11 protein-coding genes are annotated in these 25480 nt (G+C 50.1%); 8 read left to right on the forward strand and 3 right to left on the reverse strand.

Features of this window, described 5'->3' with window-relative positions:
* The first annotated feature begins 50 nt into the window (after window positions 1–50).
* The 7 genes from H6F91_RS02435 to H6F91_RS02465 all read left to right on the forward strand — a co-directional run bounded on the left by H6F91_RS02435 (window position 51) and on the right by H6F91_RS02465 (window position 15701).
* A complete protein-coding gene (locus tag H6F91_RS02435; protein ID WP_190772531.1) occupies window positions 51–2729 on the forward strand; it encodes a TIGR02921 family PEP-CTERM protein in 2679 nt (892 codons plus the stop codon).
* A 387-nt stretch (window positions 2730–3116) separates the two neighbouring features.
* Window positions 3117–8048 carry a PAS domain S-box protein gene (locus tag H6F91_RS02440; protein ID WP_190772530.1) on the forward strand — a complete coding sequence of 1644 codons (4932 nt, stop codon included), beginning with the start codon at window positions 3117–3119 and terminating at the stop codon, window positions 8046–8048.
* 22 nt (window positions 8049–8070) lie between these two features.
* The gene (locus tag H6F91_RS02445; protein ID WP_190772529.1) at window positions 8071–8526 is read left to right on the forward strand and encodes a response regulator; all 456 of its coding nucleotides are present in this window, start codon (window positions 8071–8073) and stop codon (window positions 8524–8526) included.
* Window positions 8527–8664: 138 nt separating this feature from the next.
* Window positions 8665–9906, forward strand: coding sequence for an ATP-binding protein (locus tag H6F91_RS02450; protein ID WP_190772528.1), 1242 nt, complete (start codon window positions 8665–8667; stop codon window positions 9904–9906).
* 444 nt (window positions 9907–10350) lie between these two features.
* Window positions 10351–13392, forward strand: a complete 3042-nt coding sequence (locus H6F91_RS02455) for a PAS domain-containing protein (protein ID WP_190772527.1) — start codon at window positions 10351–10353, stop codon at window positions 13390–13392.
* 22 nt (window positions 13393–13414) lie between these two features.
* Complete coding sequence (locus H6F91_RS02460; RefSeq protein ID WP_206754887.1) at window positions 13415–13879, forward strand: response regulator; 465 nt, start codon at window positions 13415–13417, stop codon at window positions 13877–13879.
* 586 nt (window positions 13880–14465) lie between these two features.
* Entirely contained in the window at window positions 14466–15701 is a 1236-nt protein-coding gene (locus H6F91_RS02465; protein WP_190772525.1) for a hybrid sensor histidine kinase/response regulator, read from the forward strand.
* Between the two features lie 239 nt (window positions 15702–15940).
* Here H6F91_RS02465 and H6F91_RS02470 read toward each other — a convergent pair whose 3' ends face one another.
* The 3 genes from H6F91_RS02470 to H6F91_RS02480 all read right to left on the reverse strand — a co-directional run bounded on the left by H6F91_RS02470 (window position 15941) and on the right by H6F91_RS02480 (window position 19117).
* Complete coding sequence (locus tag H6F91_RS02470) at window positions 15941–16981, reverse strand: DHH family phosphoesterase (RefSeq protein WP_190772524.1); 1041 nt, start codon at window positions 16979–16981, stop codon at window positions 15941–15943.
* Window positions 16982–17072: 91 nt separating this feature from the next.
* Window positions 17073–18830 carry an ATP-dependent DNA ligase gene (locus H6F91_RS02475; RefSeq protein WP_190772523.1) on the reverse strand — a complete coding sequence of 586 codons (1758 nt, stop codon included), beginning with the start codon at window positions 18828–18830 and terminating at the stop codon, window positions 17073–17075.
* A 53-nt stretch (window positions 18831–18883) separates the two neighbouring features.
* Complete coding sequence (locus H6F91_RS02480) at window positions 18884–19117, reverse strand: hypothetical protein (RefSeq protein ID WP_190772522.1); 234 nt, start codon at window positions 19115–19117, stop codon at window positions 18884–18886.
* Window positions 19118–19852: 735 nt separating this feature from the next.
* Between H6F91_RS02480 and H6F91_RS27775 the strand changes: the two genes are divergently transcribed.
* Window positions 19853–25435, forward strand: coding sequence for an ATP-binding protein (locus H6F91_RS27775; RefSeq protein WP_190772521.1), 5583 nt, complete (start codon window positions 19853–19855; stop codon window positions 25433–25435).
* The last annotated feature ends 45 nt before the right edge of the window (window positions 25436–25480 follow it).

The following is a 25480-nucleotide window of genomic DNA, read 5'->3' on the forward strand; positions in this document are numbered from 1 at the left end:
CGCGTTCGCTATCTATTATTTCCGATTACCGTCTGCCATTTCTTTTTCCCATGACCTTCTTCAAATCTTCTAGTCTTCTATTTAAAATTGCTTTCTGGTTATTCAATACTTCATTACTCCTGGTGATTTATTTAGGAGTAATGTTGATTTGGGGCATCGCCATCATCAACGATGCGATGGATGGCAACGTGCCCTGGGATTTTCTGGTGCCCTTTATTGGGTTGGTGGGGGTGCCGACGACCTGTACGGTGGCAGAGATTGTCCCAAAGACGCGGCGATCGCTTCCCATCTTCCAATTGTTCTATGGGGTAGAGGCACCGCTTCTGACGTTTTGTCTACTGCGCTTCTTCTGGCTACGGGATCTAACCCCGGCGAATACGTTGATTTTAGGCATGAGTTTGGCGGGGGCGATCGCCTTCGCACACTGGTTATTTCAGGGAAGTAAGCCCCAATTTCAGCCGCAGTGGTGGCACCTGGCAGGGCATACGGTAATGCTGATGTTGGTGGGTTACTTGCTGGCCATTACTGCCTTTTACGTGCCGCCGATTGTGGCGATCGTTGTTATTGCGCTCATTCCCGCGAGCCTGTATGCCATCGTTGCATTTCCCTTCACAATGTTGGTGATTGGGTTTGCATCCATGCCCATCGGAATGGCAGTCGTATATTGGCAGTCATGGCGACAGTGCTTCACTTCCCTGGTCAGCCGATATAGCGCCAAATGGGTCGGTGCATTCACAATAGCGGTTGCTGGGTCAGTGCTTGGGCTATTTATTCTGTTGCAACAACAACCTCAAAATCAGGCGTTTAAGTTGTTGGAACAACCGGCTCAAACCGATGCAGAGCGGCAGATATTACTCCAAAAATCTGAGATTATTCGCCAGGGTTTGCTCAATGCCTATCTAGCAAATTACCGCTATCCCTACATTGAAAGCACACCGATCAAAGACATTTATCACTATCAATTCTCCTTGCCCGTGAGTATTGCTCAGGTGTTGCAGGATGCCTATGATTTTGTCATGGCTCCCTTTACCTACCAGGGCACCGAGGCCGACATTGACAGGGCAGCTGGGCTTTACGCACAGTTTTTTGACGCGCCCATTCTACGAGCTGAGAAACCTGCAATTAAGCGGGCTATCCAATCGACCTTTGACCGCGGGCAGGCAAAAGCGGGCTTACTTGACATTGGGGAGCAGCGGGTCTGGCTAGCAAACCAGCAGGTGACGGTAAACCCCCAAGGGGATTGGGCTGACGTAGAGATACACGAAACCTATCAGAATCAAACCTTGAACCAGGAGGAAATCCTCTATTTCTTCTCGCTGCCGGAAAGCGCGGTATTAACAGGCCTTTGGCTGAATGAGACGGGCGATCGCGCCACTGCTTATCCCTATACCATTGCACCCCGAGGAGCTGCTCAGCAGGTCTACAACGAGGAGGTAGAGCGGCGAGTTGACCCGGCCCTGCTGGAGCAGGTTGGCCCCCGGCAATATCGTCTGCGGGCCTTTCCCATCCCACCCAGCGGTATGGGCGAAATGCACCTGTGGATGACCTATAAGGTGTTGCAGCAGGATGGTGGCTGGCCGATGCCACGCCTTAGTGAGCAACGCAACGTTTACTGGGACAATACCACACCGCACCAGGTGAACGGTAAAGTGGTCAATTTGAGTAGCGAGTGGCTGCCTGCAAGCGTTCCAGCAGAGGCCATAAAACCGAGCCAGCATCAGATTGATTTGCCCTGGGGGGCACATGTGCTGGCAGTGCCGTTGGAGGGCGATCGCTACCAATTGCCCCAGAACAAACGGTTGGCGATCGTCCTCGATGGCTCCCGCAGCATGGAAACCCACCAGCCCGAGTTAAGCGCAACGATGGATTGGGTGCAGAACGTACTGCTGAAGCAGAACCAGGGTGACCTGTACTTGACCGCCATGTCTCCTGCGGCTCCCCAACGCATCGACAATTTGCAGGGGTGGGCGCTCCAAAAGACAACTTTTTATGGCACGTTGGAGCCCCGCCAAATGCTGGCCCAGTTTCAACAATTGCAGGGTGAGACGGCCTACGATGCCATTGTATTGATCACGGACCCTGGCAGTTATGAGCTGACGGCAGATAACACTACGGTGCTTCAAATGCCTGCACCTTTGTGGCTGGTTCATCTGGGCGGGTTACAACCGGCCTATGACGATGCCACACTACAAGCCATTCAAGATAGTGGTGGCAACGTGGCGACTACCATCCAGGAGGCAATGCAGCGGCTCGGAACTCAGCCCAGCCAGGGGGAAGGTACATCCCTGCTCAATGTGGTGGACGGTTATGCCTGGTATGTTATCCAGCCAGCCAGTGAGACTACCCCAGCTAATCCCAGCTTTGAGCCATTGGCGGCCCGACAGTGGGTAACTCACCTCAGCCGTTATATAAAACCCGATCAACTCAGCGAACTCGATACCATTCACGCTATCACGAAGGACTATGGCATTGTGTCGCCGTATTCCTCCATGGTCGTGCTGGTGAACGAAGAACAGCGGCAACGCCTGAGAGAACTAGAGCAATCGGAGGACCGCTTTAATCGAGAGGTGGAAGATCAGCAGTTACCTGAACCGGCCAGTGCTGTTTCTAGCGTTCCGGAGCCAGGGGAATGGCTGCTGCTGGGAGTAGTGGCGATCGCCCTTTCCGGTCTCTATTACCGTCAATTGCAGAGAGTAAAGAATTCAAGTGTATCTGCTCTCAGTAAGTAGTTGGATTCAATATAAGACCTAAGGAGATTTCCAGATAAGAACTTCCCCATTATTTGGAAAAAAGGCGCGGCGAAGCCGCGCCTTTTTTCCAAATAATGGGGATATTGTTTCTCAGAAATCTCCTAAGAAGCTGTGTCACCTGCCTCGCGGACGACACAGCTTTTTGATCCCTGTTGAGTCTTACAGCACTTTGCGCTTGAATCAGCCACGGTTGTTTTTGCGAGAGCCCCGCTGAGCGCGGCTCTCACAAAAACAACCAGATTTTAAGCGATTGAAAAGCGCTGTATGTTTAATGGAGCTGAGCTCCTTCCATGCATTCCTGCTCAGAATGTTTTTCTTTTATGGAGAAAAGGAACCCTAAGGGAAGCCTTTTCTCTGTCTCTATCCATGCTAGATTCACTCACTCTGTTGCTGGTCGGTGGCTTTCCCGCAGATCATGCCACCTACCAGCAGTTTCTGAGCCAGGATAAGCGCTATTCCTACAGAATCACCGAATTTGAGAAAGGGAAGGATGCCCTGGCCTGGTGCCAGTCCAATACCGCAGACGTGATTCTGGTGGACGATACACTTCCCGATCTGGATGGGCTGTCATTTCTGAAGGCCTTAAAACAGCAGGATGAATCTGTGCTGCCTGTGGTTTTGTTAACCACAGGCAGCACTGTAGCTGTTATTGAGGCGATGCAGCAGGGTGCTCAGAACTATCTGGATAAACGTCAAATTACAGCGGAAAGCCTGTCTCAATGCATACACCATGTCCTCGTGCAAACCAGGTTCATGCGAGATTCAGGATGGCAGCAGGAACAACAACGACTCGTTGCAGCGATCGCCCTTGAACATGCAAAACTCTATGAGCATCTCCAACGGGAAATAATCCAACACCAACAAAGCGAAATCGCTCTCCATGCGGTGTTTGAACAATCTCCAGAAGGGAAAGTTCGCTTTGCCCCAGATGGTTCCTTCATTGCGGCAAACCGGGCATGGGAGGAAATCTGGGAAATATCAACAGACAGGCTCGTAGGCTATAACATCCTGCATGATCCGGCGGTTGTCCAGGAAGGTTATTTGCCGGCAGTACTTCGTGCCTTTGCTGGAGAAGCCGTCACCTGTCCCCCTTTTTTCCACGATCCCTCACAGTTCAATCGTCCTGGTCGTTCTCGGTGGATTGATCTGCTAATGCACCCCATCAAAAACCCGGTAGGATGCATTCTGGAAGTCGTGATGGTTATTCGGGATGCTACCGATCGCATCACCTTAGAGCAAGAACAACAACGATTAGTACAGTTGGTTGAGCATAGCCCCAGCTTTATTGGGACAGCTACTCTGGATGGGCAAGTTACCTTTATCAACCCGGCAGGGCAGGTACTTGTTGGCTTGGGTGTCGGTAAAACGACGCAGACCATGGTTCCGGACTACCAAACTCCTGAAGAAAGCCAGCATTTCTATACTCAGGTTATTCCGGCTGTTCTCTCGGGAGGACAGTGGCAGGGAGAAGTAAGGATGCGCCACTTCCAGACCGGCGAACAGCTCCCCGTTTGGTGCAATACGTTTACGCTCTTCAACCCACAGACCGATCAGCCTGAGGCGATCGCTGCAGTCATACAAGATTTGCGGGAGAAAAAACAGACAGAAGCCTTACTCAGGCAGCAAGCTGAATTATTGGACCTGGCTTATGATGCCGTCATTGCCTATGACATTTCCGGCAGAATTACTTTCTGGAATCGGGGAGCCGAGAGTTTATATGGATGGACGAAAGAGCAGGTAGCTGATCACGTATCTCATACTCTATTTCAAACACAATTCCCCATTTCCTACGAAGTAATTCATGCGGCCATATTAGAACAAGGGTATTGGGAAGGCGAACTGATTCATACGCGGCAGGATGGGCAGAAGATTATTACAGAGAGCCGCCATTCCCTGATACGTGATACCCACGGCCAACCTACGCTGATTTTGGAAATTAACCGAGACATTACTGCCCGTAAACAGGCTGAGCACTCTCTGCGAGAAAGTGAGGAGAAATTCAGGCTACTCATCAAACACGCTCCTGTCAGAATTGCCATGTTGGACTGTGAAATGCGGTATGTCACAGCCAGCCAGCGATGGGTGAATGATTTTCGTACGGAACCGCTTGAAGCCTTAATTGGGCAGTCTCATTACGATGTTTTTCCCGAACTTCCTGAACGCTGGAAACAAACGCATCAACGATGTTTGGCTGGAGCTATTGATTATTGCGAAGCAGATTTCTTCGTGCAACCCGATGGCCTGAAACAATGGATCAGAAGGGAAATTCATCCCTGGTATCACCCCGACAATACGATTGGTGGCATCATTATCTTCTCTGAGGATATTACTGAGCGCCAACGAGCGCGACTGAACGAGCAATTTCTCAATCAATTAGAGCGGCGGCTGCGGCAACTTTCTGATATCAAAGCGATGCAATGGGAAGTTGTTAGCAGTTTGGGCGCATATTTAGATCTTGACCGTTGTTTATGGTGTGAAGTTGATAACAAACATAACGTTGTAGTGATTAATCAGGATTGGCGACAACCGGATCTTCCTAGCCATGCAGGCATGTATTCATTAGCAGACGTTATTCCTCTGGAGCTGCAAGCCCTTCATGCATCAGGTCAGCCTATTGTCATTGCTGATGTCTTAACCGATTCTCATACGGCGTCTAAAGCCAAGTTCTATCAGCAATTAAATATTGGCGCATTGATTGCCGTTTCTTGTGCCCATGCGGGTTATTGGGTTGCGACTCTTACGGGTAGTACTCGAACAGGCCGTCAGTGGCAAGAGGATGAAATTGTGTTAATGCAAGATGTTGTGTCGCGCCTCTGGAGCGTGATTGAGCAAACGCGATCGCTTGAATTATTGCGCCAAAGTGAGGAGAAGTTTCGCCAGTTAGCAGAAAACACTAATGATGTTTTTTGGATTAGTGAGCCTGAAATCAATGGGGTTCTCTACATTAACTCTGCCTACGAAAAGGTTTGGGGACGAAGCTGTGAAAGCCTGTATGCAGATCCAAAATCGTTTGTAGACGCAATTCATCCGGACGATCGAGAAGGATTTTTGGCGAGTGGGGCTGCAAGAGCAACGCAGTTTTACCAGAATGAATATCGAGTTGTCCGTCCTGATGGCTCGATTAGCTGGGTCATTGACAAAAACTTTCCGATTAGGAATGAGGCCGGTGAGGTTTATCGATGCTGTGGAATTGTTCACGATATCACCAGCCTTAAACAAGCCGAACAAGCATTGCAACGGGTAAACGAGTCTTTAGAAGAACGGGTTGCGGCACAAACTGCCGAACTTCAAGCCAGTGAACGCCTCTTAAATGCTTTTTTTGAGGCTACGTCTACCGCAAATATTGGCTTTTGCATTATCGACAACGATTTACGGTACGTGAAGGTTAATGAAACGCTAGCTGCTGTAAATGGACAGTCTGTCGAGAACCTTGTGGGTGAACGCGTTGTCGATAGCATTCCAGATATTGCTGCTGCTGTTGAAGTCATAACACGAGGAGTCCTGACCACTCGACAACCCGTCATTAATTTAGAGATGGCAGCCGCTGCCCCTGCTCAACCGGATGTTATCAAACATTGGTTGGTCTCCTACTTCCCCATTATTCAGGGGAGCGATCGCCCCGATGCTCTGGGCTGCCTCCTGTTAGATATTAGCGATCGCAAACAGGCAGAACTTGATATGCAAGCGAGTGAAGCTGCACTCCGGACGTTATCTTACATCACGACTGTTCCTGGCCTTAGTTTTGAACAACGCCTTGAGCAGTTGTTCGAGTTTGGGAGTCACCAATTTGATTTGGATTATGGCTTCTTAGCCTGTGCTGTCGGTTACGATTACCACATCGTTGCTGCCAGGACCCCTAATGAACCCGTGATGGTAGGCAAGGTGCTTGATCTTCGGCAAGCGTATTGTCTAGAAACCTTAAACTCCCCAGAACCCATCTGCATCGAACATGCGAGTCAATCCCAGTGGTGCGAGCATCCGGGCTATACCACCTCTGGCATGGAAAGCTACATCGGTATGCGCGTTCAGGTGTCCAATGAAAGTTATGGTGTTTTGTATTTTTGCAGTCGCCAACCTGTAGCGAAGCCTTTCAAAAAGATCGATCAGCAAATATTAAAGCTGATGAGCCAGTGGGTTGGCAGCGAGATTGAGCAACAACGATCGAATGCTGCCTTAGAACAAAGTGAGGTGAAGTTCCGCAGTGCCTTTGAAGATGCCGCCATTGGTATGGTCCTCATTTCTCCTGCTGGGGCTATGCTTCAGGTTAACGATTCCCTCTGTAAAATGTTGGGCTACTCCGAAGCAGAGCTTTTGGGCATGGATTGTCAGCCCATAACACACCCAGAAGATCGCGATCGCTACCAAGCCTACGTTCAACAACTGCTGAATAATGAGCATTCTACATGTCAATTAGAGAAGCGATATTTCCACAAACAGGGGCACATTGTTTGGACAATTCTGAGCATGTCGCTCGTTCGAGATATTCAAGAACAACCTCTGTATTTTGTTGCCCAAATCGAAGATATTACGGGTCTGAAACAAGCAGAACAGCAACTGTATCAACTCAACGCTCAACTTCAAGAAAGTAATCGAGAGCTAGAAAGCTTTGCCTTCATTGCCTCTCACGATTTGAAAGAACCCTTACGAACAGTGCGTAACTTCAGCACATTGCTTCAATTAACCTGTGGTAAGGCCCTGAATGACGAGGGTAAAGACTATTTGGCTCGCATCGACAAGGCAACCCAACGCATGCAGGCATTGATCGATGATCTGTTACGGCTTTCCAGGGTGGCAACCACAACAGCCCCCTTCGTGTCCGTTAATCTGAATCAGGTGATGGAGCAGGTTATCGCTAATCTTCAGGAGCAAGCTCAGCGTACAGGTGGGCAGATCCGAGTTGGTACCCTACCGACAATTGAGGCAGACCCGGGCCAGATGACCCAACTGCTTCAAAATTTGGTCAGCAATGCTTTAAAGTTTCATGGAGCAAGTCCACCTGTTGTAAACGTTTATGGAGATCAAAATTTAGGATCATTGGGTAGAAAAGATTGTGGGAATACTCAATACTATCGGCTGTGTGTAGAAGACAACGGCATCGGATTTGATCCGCAGTATTGCGATCGCATCTTTGGTGCTTTTGAGCGTCTGCATGGTCGTAGTGAGTATGAAGGAACGGGTATTGGTTTGGCAATCTGCAAAAAAATTGTAGAGCGCCATGGCGGTACTATTGAAGCTCACAGTATCCCTGGTCAGGGTGCAACGTTTATCCTGACTTTGCCTCAATTAACCGACGCTTAAGCTTCCCGATGGCAACAGTCCCATGCATGGAAACGTTTTGTTAATTGCTGAAGATAATCCAGACGATCGCTTATTGATTGAGCGTGCCTGGAGTTGTATACCCCACATTCAACTTTTCCTGGTTGAAGATGGAGAAGAGCTGATGAATTTTCTTGCTCACCAGGGAAAGTATGCTCAAGCTGATGTCTTCCCCCGCCCCAATCTCATCCTGCTTGACCTCCGAATGCCACGAAAGAACGGTTTTGAGGTTCTGAAAGACTTGAAAACTGCCCCCGAGTGGAAATCTATTCCGACGGTAGTAGTCACGACCTCTGATGCGGCTACTGATATTGATCGGGCCTATGAGTTAGGAGCTAACTCTTACATCATCAAGCCTCAAACCATTCAGGAAATCCTGGAACTGGCGGAAGTTCTTAATCATTACTGGTTCTCAAAAGCCTGTTTACCGCACAGTACGAGACAGAGCCTGAAAAGTTGATTTTGCCTACCTTTTAGCAAGCCCCAATAATTTTTGTCTAATTTGGGCATTCTAAGGAAAAGTTAAATGTCGAACTGGCTTGTATCAGTATTTTTGCCTGTTCTTGGTAAGCAAAAACAATAGTTCAGGGACCCATTAATGGAGCTTCAACACCTCAAAATTCTTTTCGTTGAAGACAACGAAGATGATTACATTGCTGTTCGTGCAATGCTGGCAACTGCGCGAGAACCTGAATTTGAGGTGGTATGGGTGGCAACCTATGAAGCAGCTTTGACCCATTTGGGTTATCAACAAAACAAGCCACAAGATCCCACCTATCACTATAATGCCTGCCTACTGGACTATCATCTGGGGGAGCATAACGGGCTAGAAATTTTGCAGAAAGCGCTCTTCATGGGTCATCATCCCCCGATCATTCTGCTCACAGGGCAGGGGGCGCGTGATGTTGATCAGCAAGCCTTAGAGCTAGGTGCAGCCGCTTTTCTGGCAAAGGATGAGATTAGCCCGACTAGCTTAGAACGAACGATTCGTTATGCTATCCGGCAAAAACAAGCAGAAACCCGGTTACACCAATCTCAGGAGATGTTGGCCCAGGCGAATGCTACGTTGAAGAGTAGAGTTGCCGAGCAGTCCGCAGAACTGGAACATACTCGTGAGCAAGAAGCCTATTTGCGTAAACTGCAAGCGCGGCTGCTATCCTCGGTTTCCCACGAGTTCCGCACCCCATTGATGTCGATTCAGGGAGCTGCTGAACTGATAGAGGAGTTCCCGTCGGATGAAGATACTCAATCTCAGCGGTTTCAAAAGATTTATGCCAGTGTCGATCGCATTACTCAATCGCTAGATAATGCGATGATTCATGCAGCGTTAGAGGCTGGTTCCATCCCCTTTAGACCGGTATCCGTTGATCCTGAATGGCTTTGCAAAGAACTTGTCGCTAACCTGCAACAGTTCCTGGGGAAACAGCAGCAGCTTGAATTTATCAATCACATGGATTCGGCCAAGGTGGTGCATTTGCATGTGAATGTCGTTCAACTCATTTTGACCCAGCTGGTTTTAAACGCAATCCGCTATGCACCTGACAGCCGTGTTATCCAGTTAGAACTGGGCTGTAAGCCGCAACCAGAGGGCCAAAGTATTGTTTTTGAGGTGAAAGATACGGGTATTGGAATTCCATCAGATGAACTGAATAAAGTCTTTGATGCATACTACCGGGCTACGAATGCCGACTTAATTTCGGGTACACCGGGCATTGGTGTAGGGTTGGCGATCGTTAAGCGAGCTACTGAACTTCATGGCGGCCACGTCACCCTCAGGAGTGAATTAGGGGTAGGGACAACCGCTATGCTCTCTCTACCCATCCTTGAACGAGAAGCCTAATACCTAATTTCATCGCTTCTGCAAATAAGACTACGTCATGGTAACGGATGGGGTAGATTTCCATCTACCACACCCGTTATCATGGCGTAAGCCCTACTAGGGTTGTTCTAGATATGTGGTTGCTTGTTATGGAAGGGGCGTTTTGCGCTTCTTCCATAACAACCAATCCCATATTTAAAGCATGACCATCCTGGTAAACGAATTCTCTTGTTCCCAGGTAATCTAAAATTTGAGGAAAAAATTAGTGTTTTGTAGCACCGGAATGTACCAGACATGAGGTGTTTCATACACTAAATGTTTCCTATTTGGAGACAGAAAGCCATGTTTAAGTGGCACTGAGTTACACAAAGGCTGTACTCAGATCCTCAGGTTTCCTAGAAATTTTGGGTCTGCTCCCCTGAACCCAGTGCTGCTTAACCTAATGGTCGTTCCCTGCTGCTATCTATGCCAGATCCGATGATCCTGTTACTGATCGATGCCTCTCCCACTGATCGAGCGCTCTATCAACTCCTTCTAAATCAGGACGATCGCCACTCCTATAAAATTATTGAATGCGAAAAAGGGAAAGATGCTCTGGTCTGGTGTGAGCATAATGCGGTAGATGTGATCCTGCTGAATGACATGCTTCCCGACCTGAATGGGCTAGAGTTTTTAGAGGCGTTGAAACAGCAAAGTCAAGAAACCGTGCTGCCAGTTGCACTGCTAGTCGATTCAGGAAGCATAGATGTTGCACTTGAAGCGATGAATCAAGGGGCTCAGACCTATCTGGATAAGAGCCGGATAACGGCGGAGAGTCTATCTCAATGTGTGCATCATGTTCTGGCGCAAAGTAGGCTGAAGCGAGAATTGGCGTGGCAGCAGGAACAACAACGACTCGTCGCGACGATGGCGCAGCGGATTCGCCAAGCCCTGAATCTCGATGAAATTCTTCAGACAGCCGTTCATGAACTTCGCTCACTCCTACGAAGCGATCGAGTACTGCTTTACCGCTTCAACCCCGACTGGAGCGGGCAGGTTGTGATGGAGTCGGTGGGGGGCGAATGGACATCCTTGATCGGTAGAGTGATTGATGAGTCCTGCTTTAAAGGTGACTTGGTTCAAGCCTATTTTCATGGTCGGGTGAGCCGTATTGAGGATCTTCATACCGCCGCTATTCAGCCCTGTCATCGGGAGATGCTGTCGCAATTTCAGATCCAGGCAAATCTGGTGGTTCCGCTGATTCATCACAGCAAACTGTGGGGGCTATTGATTGCCCATCACTGTGCAAATGCGCACCGATGGCAGGAACGGGAAATTGATTTGATGCAACAGGTGGCGACTCAACTGGCAATCGCCATTGAGCAAGCCGAACTTCATGCCCATCTCCTCAAAGAACAGACCCAGCGACAACAGGCAGAGATACGCTTTCAGTTGATGTTTGATCAAACCCCCGAGGGCCAAATACGCTTTGCCCCGGATGGTCAGGTGATTGCCGTCAATCGGGCCGGAGAAGAGATTTGGAATGCCCCAGCACAGGCACTAGTAGGGTACAACATCTTGCAGGATCCCTTTGTTGAGATGGACGGTCAGCGACTCGAGGTCATGCGTGCGTTTGCTGGGGAGCATGTTTCCCTGGTTCCCTTTTTCCATGATCCCTCTACGCTGGGGCGGCCGGGTCGTCCCCGTTGGGTTGATATACTTTTGTACCCCATTAAAGACGCTCAGGGGCATGTTTTGGAAGTTGTCATGGTGACGCGGGACATCACCGACCGTATGACGGCAGATCCAGAACAACCATTAGTTCGGTTGGTTGAAAACAGCCCTCATAAGGGAACGGCTACCTTGGATAGGCAGATGACATTACTGGCGCTGCGTGCTAGTGAAGCCCGATTGAGCTTGGCTCAATCTGCTAGTAACTCGGCAGTGTGGGATTGGAACATTACCACGAACACAGCATTCTGGTCGCCTGAGTTCTACCAGCTTTTAGAGCTTGACCCTGCTATTACCCCCAGCTTGGACAACTGGCTACAGTGTATTCATCCTGACGATCGCGACAAAGTGAAAGAGCAAACATTGCAATGCTTGACTGATGGATCGTCCAATATTAGGGTTGAGTTTCGGCTCATTGGTACCCAGGCATTGCAATGGGCTGCTGGAATTGGAAGGATTTTTCGCAATTCCAACGGTGAAGCTGTTCGGATGCTAGGGATTTTGATTGACATTACCCAGCAGAAGCAAACAGAAATTGCATTGCAGGAATTAAATAGTGAGTTAGAGCAACGTGTTGTAGAACGCACTGCTGAATTAGTTGACCTGAATGATCGTTTACTTCCGGCTTACAACAGTCAGATACAAACTCAAGACGCATTACATACAAGCGAAGAGCGCCTCCGATTGGCCCTTGATTTTACTCATATTGGATGCTGGGATTGGCATTTTCCCAGTGGTGAAGTGATCTGTAATGAACAATTCTTCAGGCTACTAGGTTCAACCTTCGATACGCGGCAAGTGAAGGGCGAACTGATTTATGCAGTTTGGCGGAGTCATGTTCATCCAGATGATTTGGATTGGGTGGTTCACCAGTTCTCAGACTCGATTGAGAAACAGACGGAGTATACCGTGGAATATCGAGTCGTGCATGACGATGGCTCCATCCGTTGGGTGATGTCACGGGCTCAAGGCATTTACGATGAGACTGGTCAATTACTGCGATCCATTGGCATTCTGTTGGATATTAACGATCGCAAACTGGCAGAACAACGCTTGCACGAACTGAATGTGCAACTCCAGAAAAGCAACAAGGAGTTGGAAAACTTTGCCTTCCTGGCTTCTCACGATTTGAAGGAGCCTTTACGAACGGTACGAAACTTTAGTACCCTGCTCCAGTTAACGTGTGCTGAATCTTTGCAGGAGGAAGGCAAGGACTATCTGAACCGCATCGGGAGAGCAACACAGCGGATGCAGTTAATGATTGACGACTTACTTCAACTCTCCCGCATATCGACCGCAACAACCCCCTTCACATCGGTTGACTTAAATCGGGTAATAGATCAGGTCATTGCTAATCTTGAAGAGCAAATTCGGCTGACCGCAGGCCAAATTCAGGTAGGAACTCTGCCGACCATTCAAGCCGATCCCATCCAGATGATTCAACTTTTCCAAAATCTGATCAGTAACGCTTTAAAGTTTCACGGAACTGCTCCGCCTTTGGTAAGAATTTATGTCAGGGAGAATCTGTTACCACAGAATAGTGCGAATCTGGGAAGTACGCAAAATTATGTGCTTTGCATAGAGGACAATGGCATTGGGTTTGATCCAAAATATCGCGATCGCATCTTTGGAGCCTTTGAACGTTTACAGGGCCGCAGTCAGTATGAGGGAACCGGTATAGGCCTGGCTATCTGTAGAAGGATTGTGGAACGGCATGGGGGCACAATTGAAGCTCACGGTACTCCTGGTCAGGGATCAACCTTCACCCTGACATTGCCTCGCTCAATTCGCGTCTAGCTCTCTAATGGCCACGAGTGTTATGTTGCAAAACGTTCTGCTAGTTGCTGAAGATAATCCAGATGACCGCCTATTGATGCAGCACGCCTGGAGCCATCGACCCCATGTGCAACTCTTTCTGGTTGAAGATGGGGAAGAGGTTATAGATTTTCTGGCTCATCAGGGAACGTATACGCAGTCAGACAGCTTTCCGCGGCCTGATCTCATCCTATTGGATCTTCGAATGCCGCGCAGGAACGGGTTTGAAGTTCTAGAAGCGTTAAAGAAACATCCAGATTGGAAAGCCATTCCCATTGTCGTGGTTACCACCTCTAATGCTGTTGAAGATGTCTACCGTGCCTATGAGTTGGGAGCGAATTCTTATATTAGCAAGCCACAAACGATTCAAGAGATTTTTGAACTGGCAGACAGCCTTGACCAATACTGGTTTGGTCGGGCTTGCCTACCCCGCAAACTTCATTCAAACTTGTTCAGTAGCGATCGCTAAAGCTCCTCTTACCACAAAACATCCAGGCTTTAAGCCACTCAACGTAAGACCCAAAGTGCCGTATTGACCGTCTGGGGAGAGAGACAACACTTTGGATTTTAAGTCTAAACATAACCACCTACTTTACCGCATCTTGAAACTACTTGAAGTGACTTCTATAGCCTTGGCTCAGTTGGTTAGGACATTGGGAGCTATTGAAGGCATTGCCTTTAATAGCTCCCAATGTCCTAACCAACGGCGATAGCAATTGTTGAATAACTGTAATCAGGATGTGTATCCTGAATTACCATTCCGTATTCGTTATTCAACTGGATTTGAGATGAGTCTGGAAGATTAAGACCTTTATCCTTTATGAAATCTGCCTAACTCATGATAAAAATGACGGTGGGTATAGAATACAGATGTGCTGGAAGTACAAAATACACCATTAAACCTTTAAACTTTATGGATGAGTACTGAAGCGATCGCTATGGCATAGTTTTTGTGAATGGGCGTAAAGGTTTTACAATCATATCCATTCTTGGAGGCAGTCCATATTAGGCAATCCACTCCCCATCAGAAGGAATAATTGTTCAGGCGTGAGTTCATGAGTCGTCAGCCCATTAAAATTCTGTTTGTTGAGGACAATGAAGATGATTACATTGCTGTGCGTGAAATGCTGGCAATTGTACGGGAGCTTCAATTTGAAGTGGAATGGGCTGCAACCTATGAAGAGGCTATCTCTAGCCTCACTCGTAAAGCTGATGAGTCCCAAGATGCACCCGGTTCTTACGATGCCTGCCTACTAAACTACTATCTGGGAGAACGTAACGGGCTAGAGGTTCTGCAACAGGCGCTATCCTATGGGCCTCAGCCTCCCATTATTCTCCTGACGGGAGTGGCAAATCGTGACATTGATTTGCAAGCGATGGAAATGGGCGCAGCTAATTTTTTGGCAAAGGATGAAATTAGCCCTGCTAACCTGGAGCGTACAATCCGTTATGCTATCCGGCAGAAGCAAGTCGAAGCTCTGCTGTACCAGGCCCAGAGAGCACTCGCCCAGGCGAACGCTACGTTAGAAAGCAAAGTTGCGGAACAATCCGCTGAATTGGAGCAAACCCGTGAGCAAGAAGCTTATCTTCGCCAGCTTCAGGCTCGATTGTTACCTTCGGTTTCCCATGAGTTTCGCACCCCATTGATGTCGATTCGGGGATCCGCTGAACTGATAGAAGGTTACCCGTCTGACCAAGATACACAATCCCTACGGTTTCAGCGCATTTATGCGGGTGTCGATCGCATTACCAAAACCCTGGATAATGCCTTAATTTATGCTGCGCTAGAGGCAGGTTCCATTCCATTTCAACCTGCACCGACGGATCTAGTCGCTGTTTGTGAAGAGCTGATCGCTAATCTTCAACAGTTGGCAGAACCACAACAGTTAGAGTTTGTCAATTCCTTCCGTCTCTCTTCGCCAGTTTCGGTTGACATTAGTTTGGTTCAACTGATGCTGACTCATCTAGTGCTGAATGCTATTCGTTACGCGCCTAACGCTGATTCGATTCAATTGGAACTCAGTTGTGAACAGCAAAACGAGTTGCAAACCATTGTGTTTTACATCAGAGATACCGGTATTGGAATTCCGTCCGATGAGCTGGAGAGCGTTTTTGATGGATACTACCGGGCCAGTAATGCCAATTCCATCCCCGGTACTCCTGGCATTGGTCTTGGGCTGGCAATCGTCAGACGGGCAGCTGAGCTACATAATGGGCAAGTTACACTCAACAGTGAGTTAGGGTTTGGTACAACTGCAGTGCTTTCCTTGCCTCTAACGATCGCTAGATAGCTTGTAAAAAAACTGAGTTCGGGTTAAGGGTGTTTTCGAGTGCCGCACAACGCGCGGCACTCGAAAACACCCTTAACCCGAACCGAGGTTAAAAAAGGGAGAGAGGTGGGGCAAAACCCTACCTCCTAATCCTTAACTCTGGTGCTGAATAATCTAGTTTCGAGCAAGTTAAGATGCCTGTTTTTGCGTGTGCGAAGCACACGCAAAAACAGGCATCTTGGAACTCAAATTAAATATGCCTACGCTTTTGAGAAGCCGAGTTGAGTGAGCAATTGTTGCCAGCGATCGCGCGGCAAGCTTCCACCCGATGCCTGGTCATGGCCATTTGCATAGTTGCCTTCACCGCCGCTCAGGGGGTGCGATCGCAAAAATTCCAGCACGTTGATGGAATTGGAACGGGCTGAGAAATTGATGCGATTGGGTATATAACCTTCATTGGCAGCAATGACGACATAGCCAGGGAGACGGCTACGCCAGCTCTGGGCGATCAGTGGATGTATCTGGCAGGGAGAGTTCAGTTGGAGTAACGCTACCTTACCCGCAAAGATAGGAGCGACCTTACGGGCTTCCTCCAGGGCGTGTTTCACCTCCTCGCGGGCCTGGCGCAGTTGAACCACTTCCGAGGAGTTGGAGTTGACCAGGGACTTGGGATCCGAATGATTTAATAGCGCGGCAACTGCCGCTTCTGGTTGATAGTGGGAGGCACGACGGGACGCGTTGATCAAAGCGGTGGCTTCTTTGAGATACTTGGCCGTGTACTTGCGTTTGGCCTGAGTGAGTAGGTCGAAGGGAGCACGATCGCCCAGGTCACTCAAGGTTCCAATGGCTGCAATCCAATCTAAATCTGATACATCAGCAATGGATTGACAGAGCTGCCAAACAAGCCAGGAAGTGTTGGGAATGGGATCCCAGGTATAGGCACTGATGAGTGTATCTCCATCAGGTACTCCTTCAGGATGGTGATGGTCGATAAAGCAGGTCGGGACGCCATCTAGAACGGCTTCGGAGCCGCTACCCAAATCCATAACAAAGAGGAATTCCGGCTGGGTAGAGGCAATACGATCGCGGTTTGCCTCCGTCCAGACGTTGCGTTCGCGGTCAGGGATGACAGGATGGATACGCGCGAACCCTGCGCGTTCGAATGCTCGCTGCCATACAACACCCGCCGTTACGCCATCGGCATCAGAATCGTAAGCCCCTGTGACGGGTGCGTTTGTAGAAATGCGATCGACAAACGTTTTAAACGCCTGACATGCGCTGTTTAAATCTGGAATGTTCATCTTCAAGGCCGCTTACAACAGTTCCTCTCTCAAGCAACTCACAGTTTCTTTTGTAGATGAGCGGAAGGGCGATCGTTCCGCTCAGCCACTCCTAAGGTTCTGGCTCGACATCTTCACTCCCCATCTGGGCAGCGAGTTGGCGTACCGTCTCAAGGGTGTCAGCCTCTTCCGGGGGTTTATCATGGCGGATACGAAGGATGCGGGGAAACCGCAGCGCATAGCCGCTCTTGTGACGCTTAGAGGGCTGCACCCGATCGAACGTTACCTCCAGGACAACCCTGGGTTCCACGGTACGCACACGCCCGTGGGCAAACTCCTGAATCGTATGGGCTTTCAGCCAATCGGAAAGTTCCTGCACTTCAGCATCGGTTAGACCTGAATAGGCTTTCCCGACATTCAGCAGAGTTGGATCATCCTCACTGGCCCGCACGGCAAAGGTGTAGTCTGAGAGGAATCGGCTCCGTTTGCCCGTGCCCACTTCGGCGGCGGTGATGACAACGTCTAGGGTGGCGATCGCCCGCTTTACCTTTAGCCAATCTTTGCCGCGTTTCCCCGGTTTGTAGGTCGATTGCAACGCTTTGACCATCAGCCCTTCATTCCCGCGATCGCGCGCCGCCTGGAACTCTGCATCCAGCGCCTCCGCGTTGTAGAACCGTTGGGAGACAACCCGTTGTACCGTGGGAGACTCCAACCCCAGCGATTCCAACATGGCCTGGCGCACTTCGTAGGGTTCCTCAATCAGCACCTGCCCGTTTCGGTACAGAATATCGTAGGCGACAAACGCCACGGGTACCGATTTCAACAAGTCGTCGGTCAACGTCTTACGCCCCAGGCGCTTCTGTAACTCCTGAAACGGGAGAATGCGGCCGTTTTGGTAGGGCACGATTTCCCCATCCAGAATTAACCCAGCATCCGCTCCCATGCCAAAAGCATCCCGTTTCATTGAGGCTAATGGCTGCACCAGATCTGGAAATGCAAGGGTGATCTCATCCAGGGTACGGGAGAAGAGCGCAACGCGAATGCCTGCGAAGGTTGCCCCATGGAGTAACGGATTTTTGTCAGAACTAGCGGGGGCAATGTGGGCCTGGGCTCGAATACCGTCATACTTATCTTCTACCGCAAAGCCTTCGGGCATGCGTTGAGTGATTTCAGCCAGGTCGTCTACCGGGCTTGCCAGCATGAATTTGATCGGGTGGAACAGCCGCATGTGAGCGGTGTCTAGCTGGTCATGGCGGGCCAGCACTGCCGTTTCACCAATATCACCCGTCAGCATGTTGACCCACTGAATGCGGGCCACATTTTGCTGAGCGAGGCGGGCGATCGCATCCTCCACGGCCCCTTCCCGCAACCCAATGCGCAAATCTCCTGCCATCAACTTGATAAGATACTTGGCTTCCAGAGAGGTCGCGCGCCGTAACAGGCTGATAATGACATCCACCTTTTTCTTGTTGCCGCGCGTTTCTACCAACGTTGCCAGCGTTGACTCCACCTCTGACAACAGCAGAATTGGCGTATCAACATCATCCAGCACACTGGCAGCCACATCCCCTAAATCGCCTCGCTGCACGAGTTCCGTCTGTAACCGCTCTGGATCTTCTCCACTCACCACGACCAGAGCCGTCATCAGAGCCGAGCCACCGACCTGCAAAACCCGCTGGTCAAATAGCGGAAAGGGAGAGCCTGCAAAATACCGGGCTGCTAGCCGCAAATCATTGTCAGATAGGGTATTGAAGTAATCTCCCAGAATGGCAGCTTTGGTAAGTCGTTTGGTGGTGGCAGCAATGGCTTCAGCGGCGATCGCAAACCGTTGAAAGGCGTTGACAGCCACAGCATAGGTATCTTGAATCATTGGTGTTTAATGGGTAATCAGCAATCGGTGGTGCGTCCCTGATTGCAGCTTGCTTAATCGCTTTGGGCAGTGGCGATTTGATTCAGCAATGTTTCATCGGAGCAAGCATGTTGCCAATCGTTCTCTAATTGGATTCGAACCGATTGGGCACCTCCACTGGGGGTACAAACCACCCAGTACTTATTCTCGTTACCCTTCACCTGGGCAGCATCATCCGAAAGGCCACTATAGGCCTGTACACAGGTCCAGGTTGTGCCCTGGCTATCGGTCACGTCTCGTTCTTCCATGGTGCTTGCAGTATAAGGATGCTGTGAGATGGGTGGGAAATCCACGCAAAAAATTACTCCATCTGTTAGCTATTAGAAGGCGATCGCCCCCGAACAACATCCTACTGAAGCAACGGTTTCAGCTATTCCTGGAGAAGAACAACTGATGATGGATAGGTTCAGGGGATGGGAGAAAAGGGCACTATATGCCTTTCCTTCACACCCTTTGAAGGGAATATGGCTCTTACGGCTTTGGATTTTAGTACAGGGCTCTACACGTAGTGATTGACTTGTAGCCTATGGAAAGCGCTACTCATAACCCATACTCTAGGTAGAGACAAAGCCTATGCCCTTTGTCGTATTGTCAAACTGTGCCGATCTCTTGTCATACCCATAACGACAGAGATGTTGTCGTAATATCATTCCTATGCCATTGGAAATAGCTACTCTAATTCATAAATTATGACAACAACTCACCCTTGCCCAGGAAAAGTTGATGGTAAATCCTGAAGTGCCATTGCGTGCTGTGCAGCCCCCATAAGAAAAGTCGTATCGTTGTCTATCTCTGACACTCTGTTTTAAGTCCCTTTAAATGTGCAAAGCACCCGAAAAAACAGCTTATCCAGGCATCTCTAAAGTATGCTCTAGCCTTTAAGCAGATTGGGGAAACGCTGCACTAGGTGTCTTTGCCCAAGGCAACGCAATGGCTTGGGGGTCAGGATTTGTTAGCCCAAGATTTTCGATAGGAGCAAGACGGTGGCTCAGGATGGAGTGGCGATCGCAAAAAACCTCTTCTCAGGCGGTGGAGAGATGGGGGCTTTAATGCGGTCTATGGATTGGGCCGAAACACCCTTTGGCCCTGTTGATCGGTGGCCTCAGAGCTTGCGATCGGCCCTGAGTATTTGTCTGAACTCCCGTTTTCCCATTGCGATTTATTGGGGCCCGCAATGTCTACTGCTCTACAACGATGCCTGGCGACCGATTGTGGGGGATAAACACCCTGCATCTCTAGGGCAACCTGGATGTGAAGTGTGGCCTGAAATCTGGGATGAGATTGGCCCTGAATTTGAGAAGGTTTTTTCAACGGGAGAAGGCACCTTCCATAGTGACGAGTTGCTGGCTATGCACCGTTACGGCTATACCGAAGAATGCTTCTTTGATTACACGTTTAACCCGATCCAGGGGGAAGGGGGCGGCGTTGATGGCATTTTTAACGTGGTGAGCGAAACCACGTATCGGGTTTTGAACGATCGCCGGGCCCAACTTCTGCACGAGGTGGCATCTCGTACGGGTACTGCTAAGACGACTGAGGATGCCTATACCTTGATTGCCGAAGCCCTTCAGTCAGCTTCAATTGATATTCCATTGTTTCTCTTCTATCAGGTTGATTTAGAGAAGGGATGCGCCCAGCTCTGCAATGGGAGCCCGTTTCCCTTGAACACCAGTGTTGCTCCAGATCGGATAGACTTGGATGCATCTGACAATCCCAAGGGCTGGCCCATTGCTCGCTGCGTCCGAACGGCTCAGCCACAGGTGGTCGGTGATGTGATGGCCCGCTTTGGAGCATTGCCGGGAAGCCCCTGGCCGGAACCCCCTGAGGAAGCGATGGTACTCCCCATTGCTTTGATGGGACAGACCAAAGTTGCCGGGGTCATGGTGGCAGTCGTAAGCCCACGACGTCGATTAGATGAGCGCTATCGAGACTTTTTGGGGCAGATTGCCAGCCAAACGGCCACCGCACTCGCTAATGCCCGTTCCTACGAAGAAGAACGACAACGCGCCGAGCAACTGGCCGAGTTGGATCGCGCCAAAACAGTGTTCTTCTCAAACGTTAGTCATGAGTTTCGGACTCCCCTGACGTTAATGCTCGGCCCCATAGAAGAAGCCCTGCAAGAGACCCAGGATGGTGAGCAGCGCGATCGCCTCCAACTGGTGCAGCGCAATGCCCTACGGTTACAGAAACTGGTCAATACCCTACTAGATTTCTCCCGCATTGAAGCCGGACGGATCGAGGCTGTGTACGAGCCGACGGATCTGGCCGAGTTAACGCGGGATCTGGCAGGAGTATTTCGCTCGGCGATTGAACGGGCGGGTTTGTGCTTGCGGGTGGATTGTTCTCCTCTGCCGGAACCGATTTACGTTGATCGGGATATGTGGGAGAAGATTGTGCTGAATCTACTCTCCAATGCCTTTAAATTCACGCTTCACGGGGAGATCGCCGTTCTTCTACACCCTTATGGAGATCACATTGCATTAACTATCCAAGATACTGGGACGGGTATTTCCGCCGAAGAACTTCCCCACATTTTTGAACGATTCCACCGGGTGCAGGGTGCTCAGGGTCGTACCTACGAAGGCTCGGGCATCGGCCTATCTCTGGTACAGGAACTTGTGCGCCTGCAGGGTGGCACGATTACAGTAAACAGTATTGTGGGGCAGGGCACCTGCTTTACGGTGGCTATTCCTACGGGCTGGGCGCACTTGCCGAGCGATCGCCTCCGCTTGGAGGGCGATCGCTCTCCATCCGCTCCTTCCACGACAAGCCGCACCTTATCATCGACCAGAGCCACTCCCTACGTCGAAGAAGCCCTGCGCTGGTTCCCAGACGCCAATGGACGCGTAGATGCGTGGCCTGAACGGGTCGACGAACATCCACCCGCCCATTCACCCAGTTCCCTTTCCTCTCCAGCACCCAACCTCCCGCTTCCCAAGATTCTTCTGGCTGACGACAACGCCGACATGCGCGACTATGTTAAGCGCCTATTAGGCCAGCGGTACACCGTGGAGGCGGTTGGCAATGGAGTTGCTGCCCTGGCTGCTATCTACCAGCAATTGCCTGACCTGGTATTAACCGATGTGATGATGCCAGGTATGGATGGCTTTGAGTTGCTTCGTAGGCTAAGGGCAGAGCCAGCCACGAAAGAGTTGCCCATCATTTTGCTATCAGCCCGGGCCGGAGAAGAAGCCCGCATGGAAGGGCTGGAAGCTGGAGCTGATGATTACTTGATAAAACCCTTTTCAGCCCGGGAACTTTTGGTGCGCATTGAAGCGACGTTGAAGCTGGCTCAAATGCGTCAGGAGGTTGCCCGTTATGAACAACAATTGCGGCGAGAAGCGGAATCTGGGCGAGAAAAGATCAGCCTGATTTTGGACAGCATTACAGATGCTTTCGTCGCCTTCGATCGCGAATGGCGGTATACCTTTGTGAACGAACACGCTACCAAAATTTTGCATAAAACCCGTGAAGAATTGCTCGGTAAACAGGTCTGGGAAGACGTATTTCCCAATCGTGTGGGAACGCTGTCCTATCATGAGCTACACCGGGCTGTAACGGAACAAGTTGCGGTTGTGTATGAGGACTTTAACCCAGCGCTTGGCACCTGGCTTGAAGTGCATGCCTATCCATCTGCTGAAGGGCTAGCCCTTTATTTTCAGGACGTGAGCGATCGCAAAAGATCTGAACAAGCCTTGCGCGAAAGCGAGGAACGCGTTCGTCAGCTGACTGAAAATATCAATACTGTCTTTTTCATGAGCGAGGGCTTTAGTGAGTCTTCGCCTGGGCACATTGTGTATGTCAACACGGCCTACGAACGGATTTGGGGGCGCTCCTGTCAGAGCCTGTACGAAAATACGCGTTCCTGGCTAGAGGCTGTGCATCCCGATGATCAAGAACGGATTCAGCGAGCGCTGCCTGGTCTTGCCCGTGCTGAGTTTGATCAGGAATTTCGCATTGTTCGTCCTAATGGTGAGATTCGTTGGGTGCATGACCGCGTCTTCCCGGTTCACAACGAGCGGGGTGAGCCTTATCGGACAGCGGGCATTGTGGAGGACATTACCGAGCGTAGGCTAGCTGAAGCTGCCGTGCGGTTAAGTGAAGAACGGTATCGGTCGCTTGTTACGGTGACGTCCTCGATTGTTTGGATTGCAACCGGTGAGGGGTCGCTCGTGTCGGCACCTGCCTGGGAAGAGTTTACTGGGCAAACACCGGAGGAATATCAGGGCTGGGGATGGTTTGACAAGGTGCATCCCGACGACCGAGAGCGTACCCTTGCTGTTTGGAGTGAGGCCCTGCAGAACAAATTCCCTTACGAAGTGGAATATCGTTTCCAGCATCGAGATGGTCAGTACCGCTATGGTATTGGGCGCGGAGTGCCGATTCTGGATGATACGGGTGAAATTCGGGAGTGGATTGGAACGCTTACGGATATTACGGAGCGAAAACAGGCCGAGGAAGCCCTGCGAGAGAATGAGGAGCGTTTGCGTCTTACCCTGAAGTCAGCCGCTTTAGGCGCATGGGAGCTTAACCTGCTAACTGGAGCGTTGACCTGGGATGAGCAATGTAAAGCGATGTTTGGGCTACCGCCTGAGGCCGAGGTCAATTATGATATTTTCCTGGCAGCATTACACCCTTTGGACCGCGATCGCATTCACCAAGTAATACAGGCTGCGGTCAGTTCTGAAGATGGCGGGGAGATTAATATTGAATATCGCGTGATCGGTATTGAGGATGGTATCGAACGATGGATCGCTACACGAGGAAAAACCTTTTTCAATGCGGCAGGGACAAAAACGCGATTGATTGGTACTGTTCTCAATATTACTGAACGGAAACGGGCAGAAGCTGAACGCGAACACCTATTAGCCCAAGAATATCGGTATCTGACACAATTGCAAGGGTTAGCTGATGCAGCTCTAGCAATTAATTCGGCTCTTTCTGTTGAACAGGTGTTGCAAGTCATTAACGATCAGGCAGCTTCCATCATTGGAACGCACCAGTCTGTCACAAGTATGACGATTAACGAAAACTGGGCACAGGCTATCAACGCAATCTACATGTCAGAAAAATACGCCCAGTGGCGGAATTATGATGAAAAGCCTGATGGTTCTGGAATTTATGCCTGCGTATGCCACACGAATCGTTCTATCCGCATGACCCAGGCCGAGTTGGAAGCACATCCCCACTGGAACAACTTTGGCCCATCAGGGGCAAAGCATCCCCCTATGCGGGGGGGATGGTTGGCGGCTCCTCTAGTGGGGCGAGATGGACAGAACATTGGGTTAATTCAACTCTCAGACCGCTTTGAGGGAGAGTTTACTGAAACGGATGAAACGATTCTGGTGCAGTTGGCACAAATGGCATCAGTGGCTATCGAAAATGCGCGATTATATGAAGCGGAGCAACAGGCCCGTTCAGCCGCAGAAGTGGCCCGGGAAGAAGCACAGGCCTCTAATCGAATCAAGGATGAGTTTTTAGCGGTGCTATCTCATGAGTTGCGATCGCCCCTCAATCCCATTCTTGGCTGGTCAGACCTGCTACAAAAGAAGAAATTAGATGAAGCTAAGACGGCTCAAGCCCTGGCTACTATTCAACGCAACGCCAAACTCCAGTCTGAATTAATTGAAGATCTTCTGGATGTGTCGCGCATCCTCCAAGGCAAACTCAGTCTTCACGTAGCTCCCGTCAATTTGTTGCCTGTTATTCGGGCTGCTATGGAAACAGTGCGATTGGCGGCAGAGGCCAAAACAATTCACTTGCAAGCAAATTTTGACGGGAATGAGGAATGGGTTTCTGGAGATTCCACACGGTTGCAACAGGTGGTGTGGAACCTGCTGTCCAATGCGGTGAAGTTTACCCCCGAAGGTGGCCAGGTCACGATTCAGGTGGAGCACCAAAGCAACCACGTCTTCATGACGGTTAGTGATACTGGGCAGGGGATTGCGCCGGATTTTCTGCCCCACGTGTTTGATTATTTCCGTCAGGCCGATGGTGCGACAACTCGTAAATTTGGCGGGCTAGGTTTGGGGCTGGCGATCGTACGGCATCTGGTTGAGCTGCATGGCGGTTCCATTCGGGCCGAAAGCCCCGGCGAAGGCATGGGGGCAAGCTTCACGGTGAAATTGCCTCTGATAAAAACCGACTCCCAAAACCATAGGGATAGCAGACAGCTAGATGCACCCCTGGATCTAAGCGGTGTTCAGATACTGATTGTTGACGACGACACGGATACCCGCGAGTTTGTCGCCTTCCTAATTGAGCAGCATGGAGCTCAGGTCACAGCGGTGACATCGGCAGACGAGGTACTGGTCGCTCTCACTCAGAACAAGCCTGACATCCTACTCAGCGACATTGGTATGCCCGAGATGGATGGCTATATGCTCCTGCGCCAGGTGAGAGCCTTGCCGCCAGAACTGGGCGGGGATATTCCAGCGATCGCCCTCACGGCCTATGCTGGGGAAATTGACTATCAACAGGCGATGCAGGCTGGCTTTCAACGACACATTCCAAAACCTGTAGACCCAGTCATGTTGGTGGAGGCGATCGCCAGTCTAATCAAATAGACCGGATAATATAACAACAATATGCAAGTGCGTTAAGTACAGCAA

It is taken from the genome of Leptolyngbya sp. FACHB-8 (assembly GCF_014695575.1).
Classification (GTDB): domain Bacteria; phylum Cyanobacteriota; class Cyanobacteriia; order Elainellales; family Elainellaceae; genus Vacuolonema.

Excerpts from the sequence above, each read along its gene's own strand:
- H6F91_RS02435 (WP_190772531.1), top strand. The coding sequence starts at position 51 with ATGACCTTCTTCAAATCTTCTAGTCTTCTATTTAAAATTGCTTTCTGG.
- H6F91_RS02440 (WP_190772530.1), top strand. The coding sequence starts at position 3,117 with ATGCTAGATTCACTCACTCTGTTGCTGGTCGGTGGCTTTCCCGCAGAT.
- H6F91_RS02445 (WP_190772529.1), top strand. The coding sequence starts at position 8,071 with ATGCATGGAAACGTTTTGTTAATTGCTGAAGATAATCCAGACGATCGC.
- H6F91_RS02450 (WP_190772528.1), top strand. The coding sequence starts at position 8,665 with ATGGAGCTTCAACACCTCAAAATTCTTTTCGTTGAAGACAACGAAGAT.
- H6F91_RS02455 (WP_190772527.1), top strand. The coding sequence starts at position 10,351 with ATGCCAGATCCGATGATCCTGTTACTGATCGATGCCTCTCCCACTGAT.
- H6F91_RS02460 (WP_206754887.1), top strand. The coding sequence starts at position 13,415 with ATGTTGCAAAACGTTCTGCTAGTTGCTGAAGATAATCCAGATGACCGC.
- H6F91_RS02465 (WP_190772525.1), top strand. The coding sequence starts at position 14,466 with ATGAGTCGTCAGCCCATTAAAATTCTGTTTGTTGAGGACAATGAAGAT.
- H6F91_RS02470 (WP_190772524.1), bottom strand. The coding sequence starts at position 16,981 with ATGAACATTCCAGATTTAAACAGCGCATGTCAGGCGTTTAAAACGTTT.
- H6F91_RS02475 (WP_190772523.1), bottom strand. The coding sequence starts at position 18,830 with ATGATTCAAGATACCTATGCTGTGGCTGTCAACGCCTTTCAACGGTTT.
- H6F91_RS02480 (WP_190772522.1), bottom strand. The coding sequence starts at position 19,117 with ATGGAAGAACGAGACGTGACCGATAGCCAGGGCACAACCTGGACCTGT.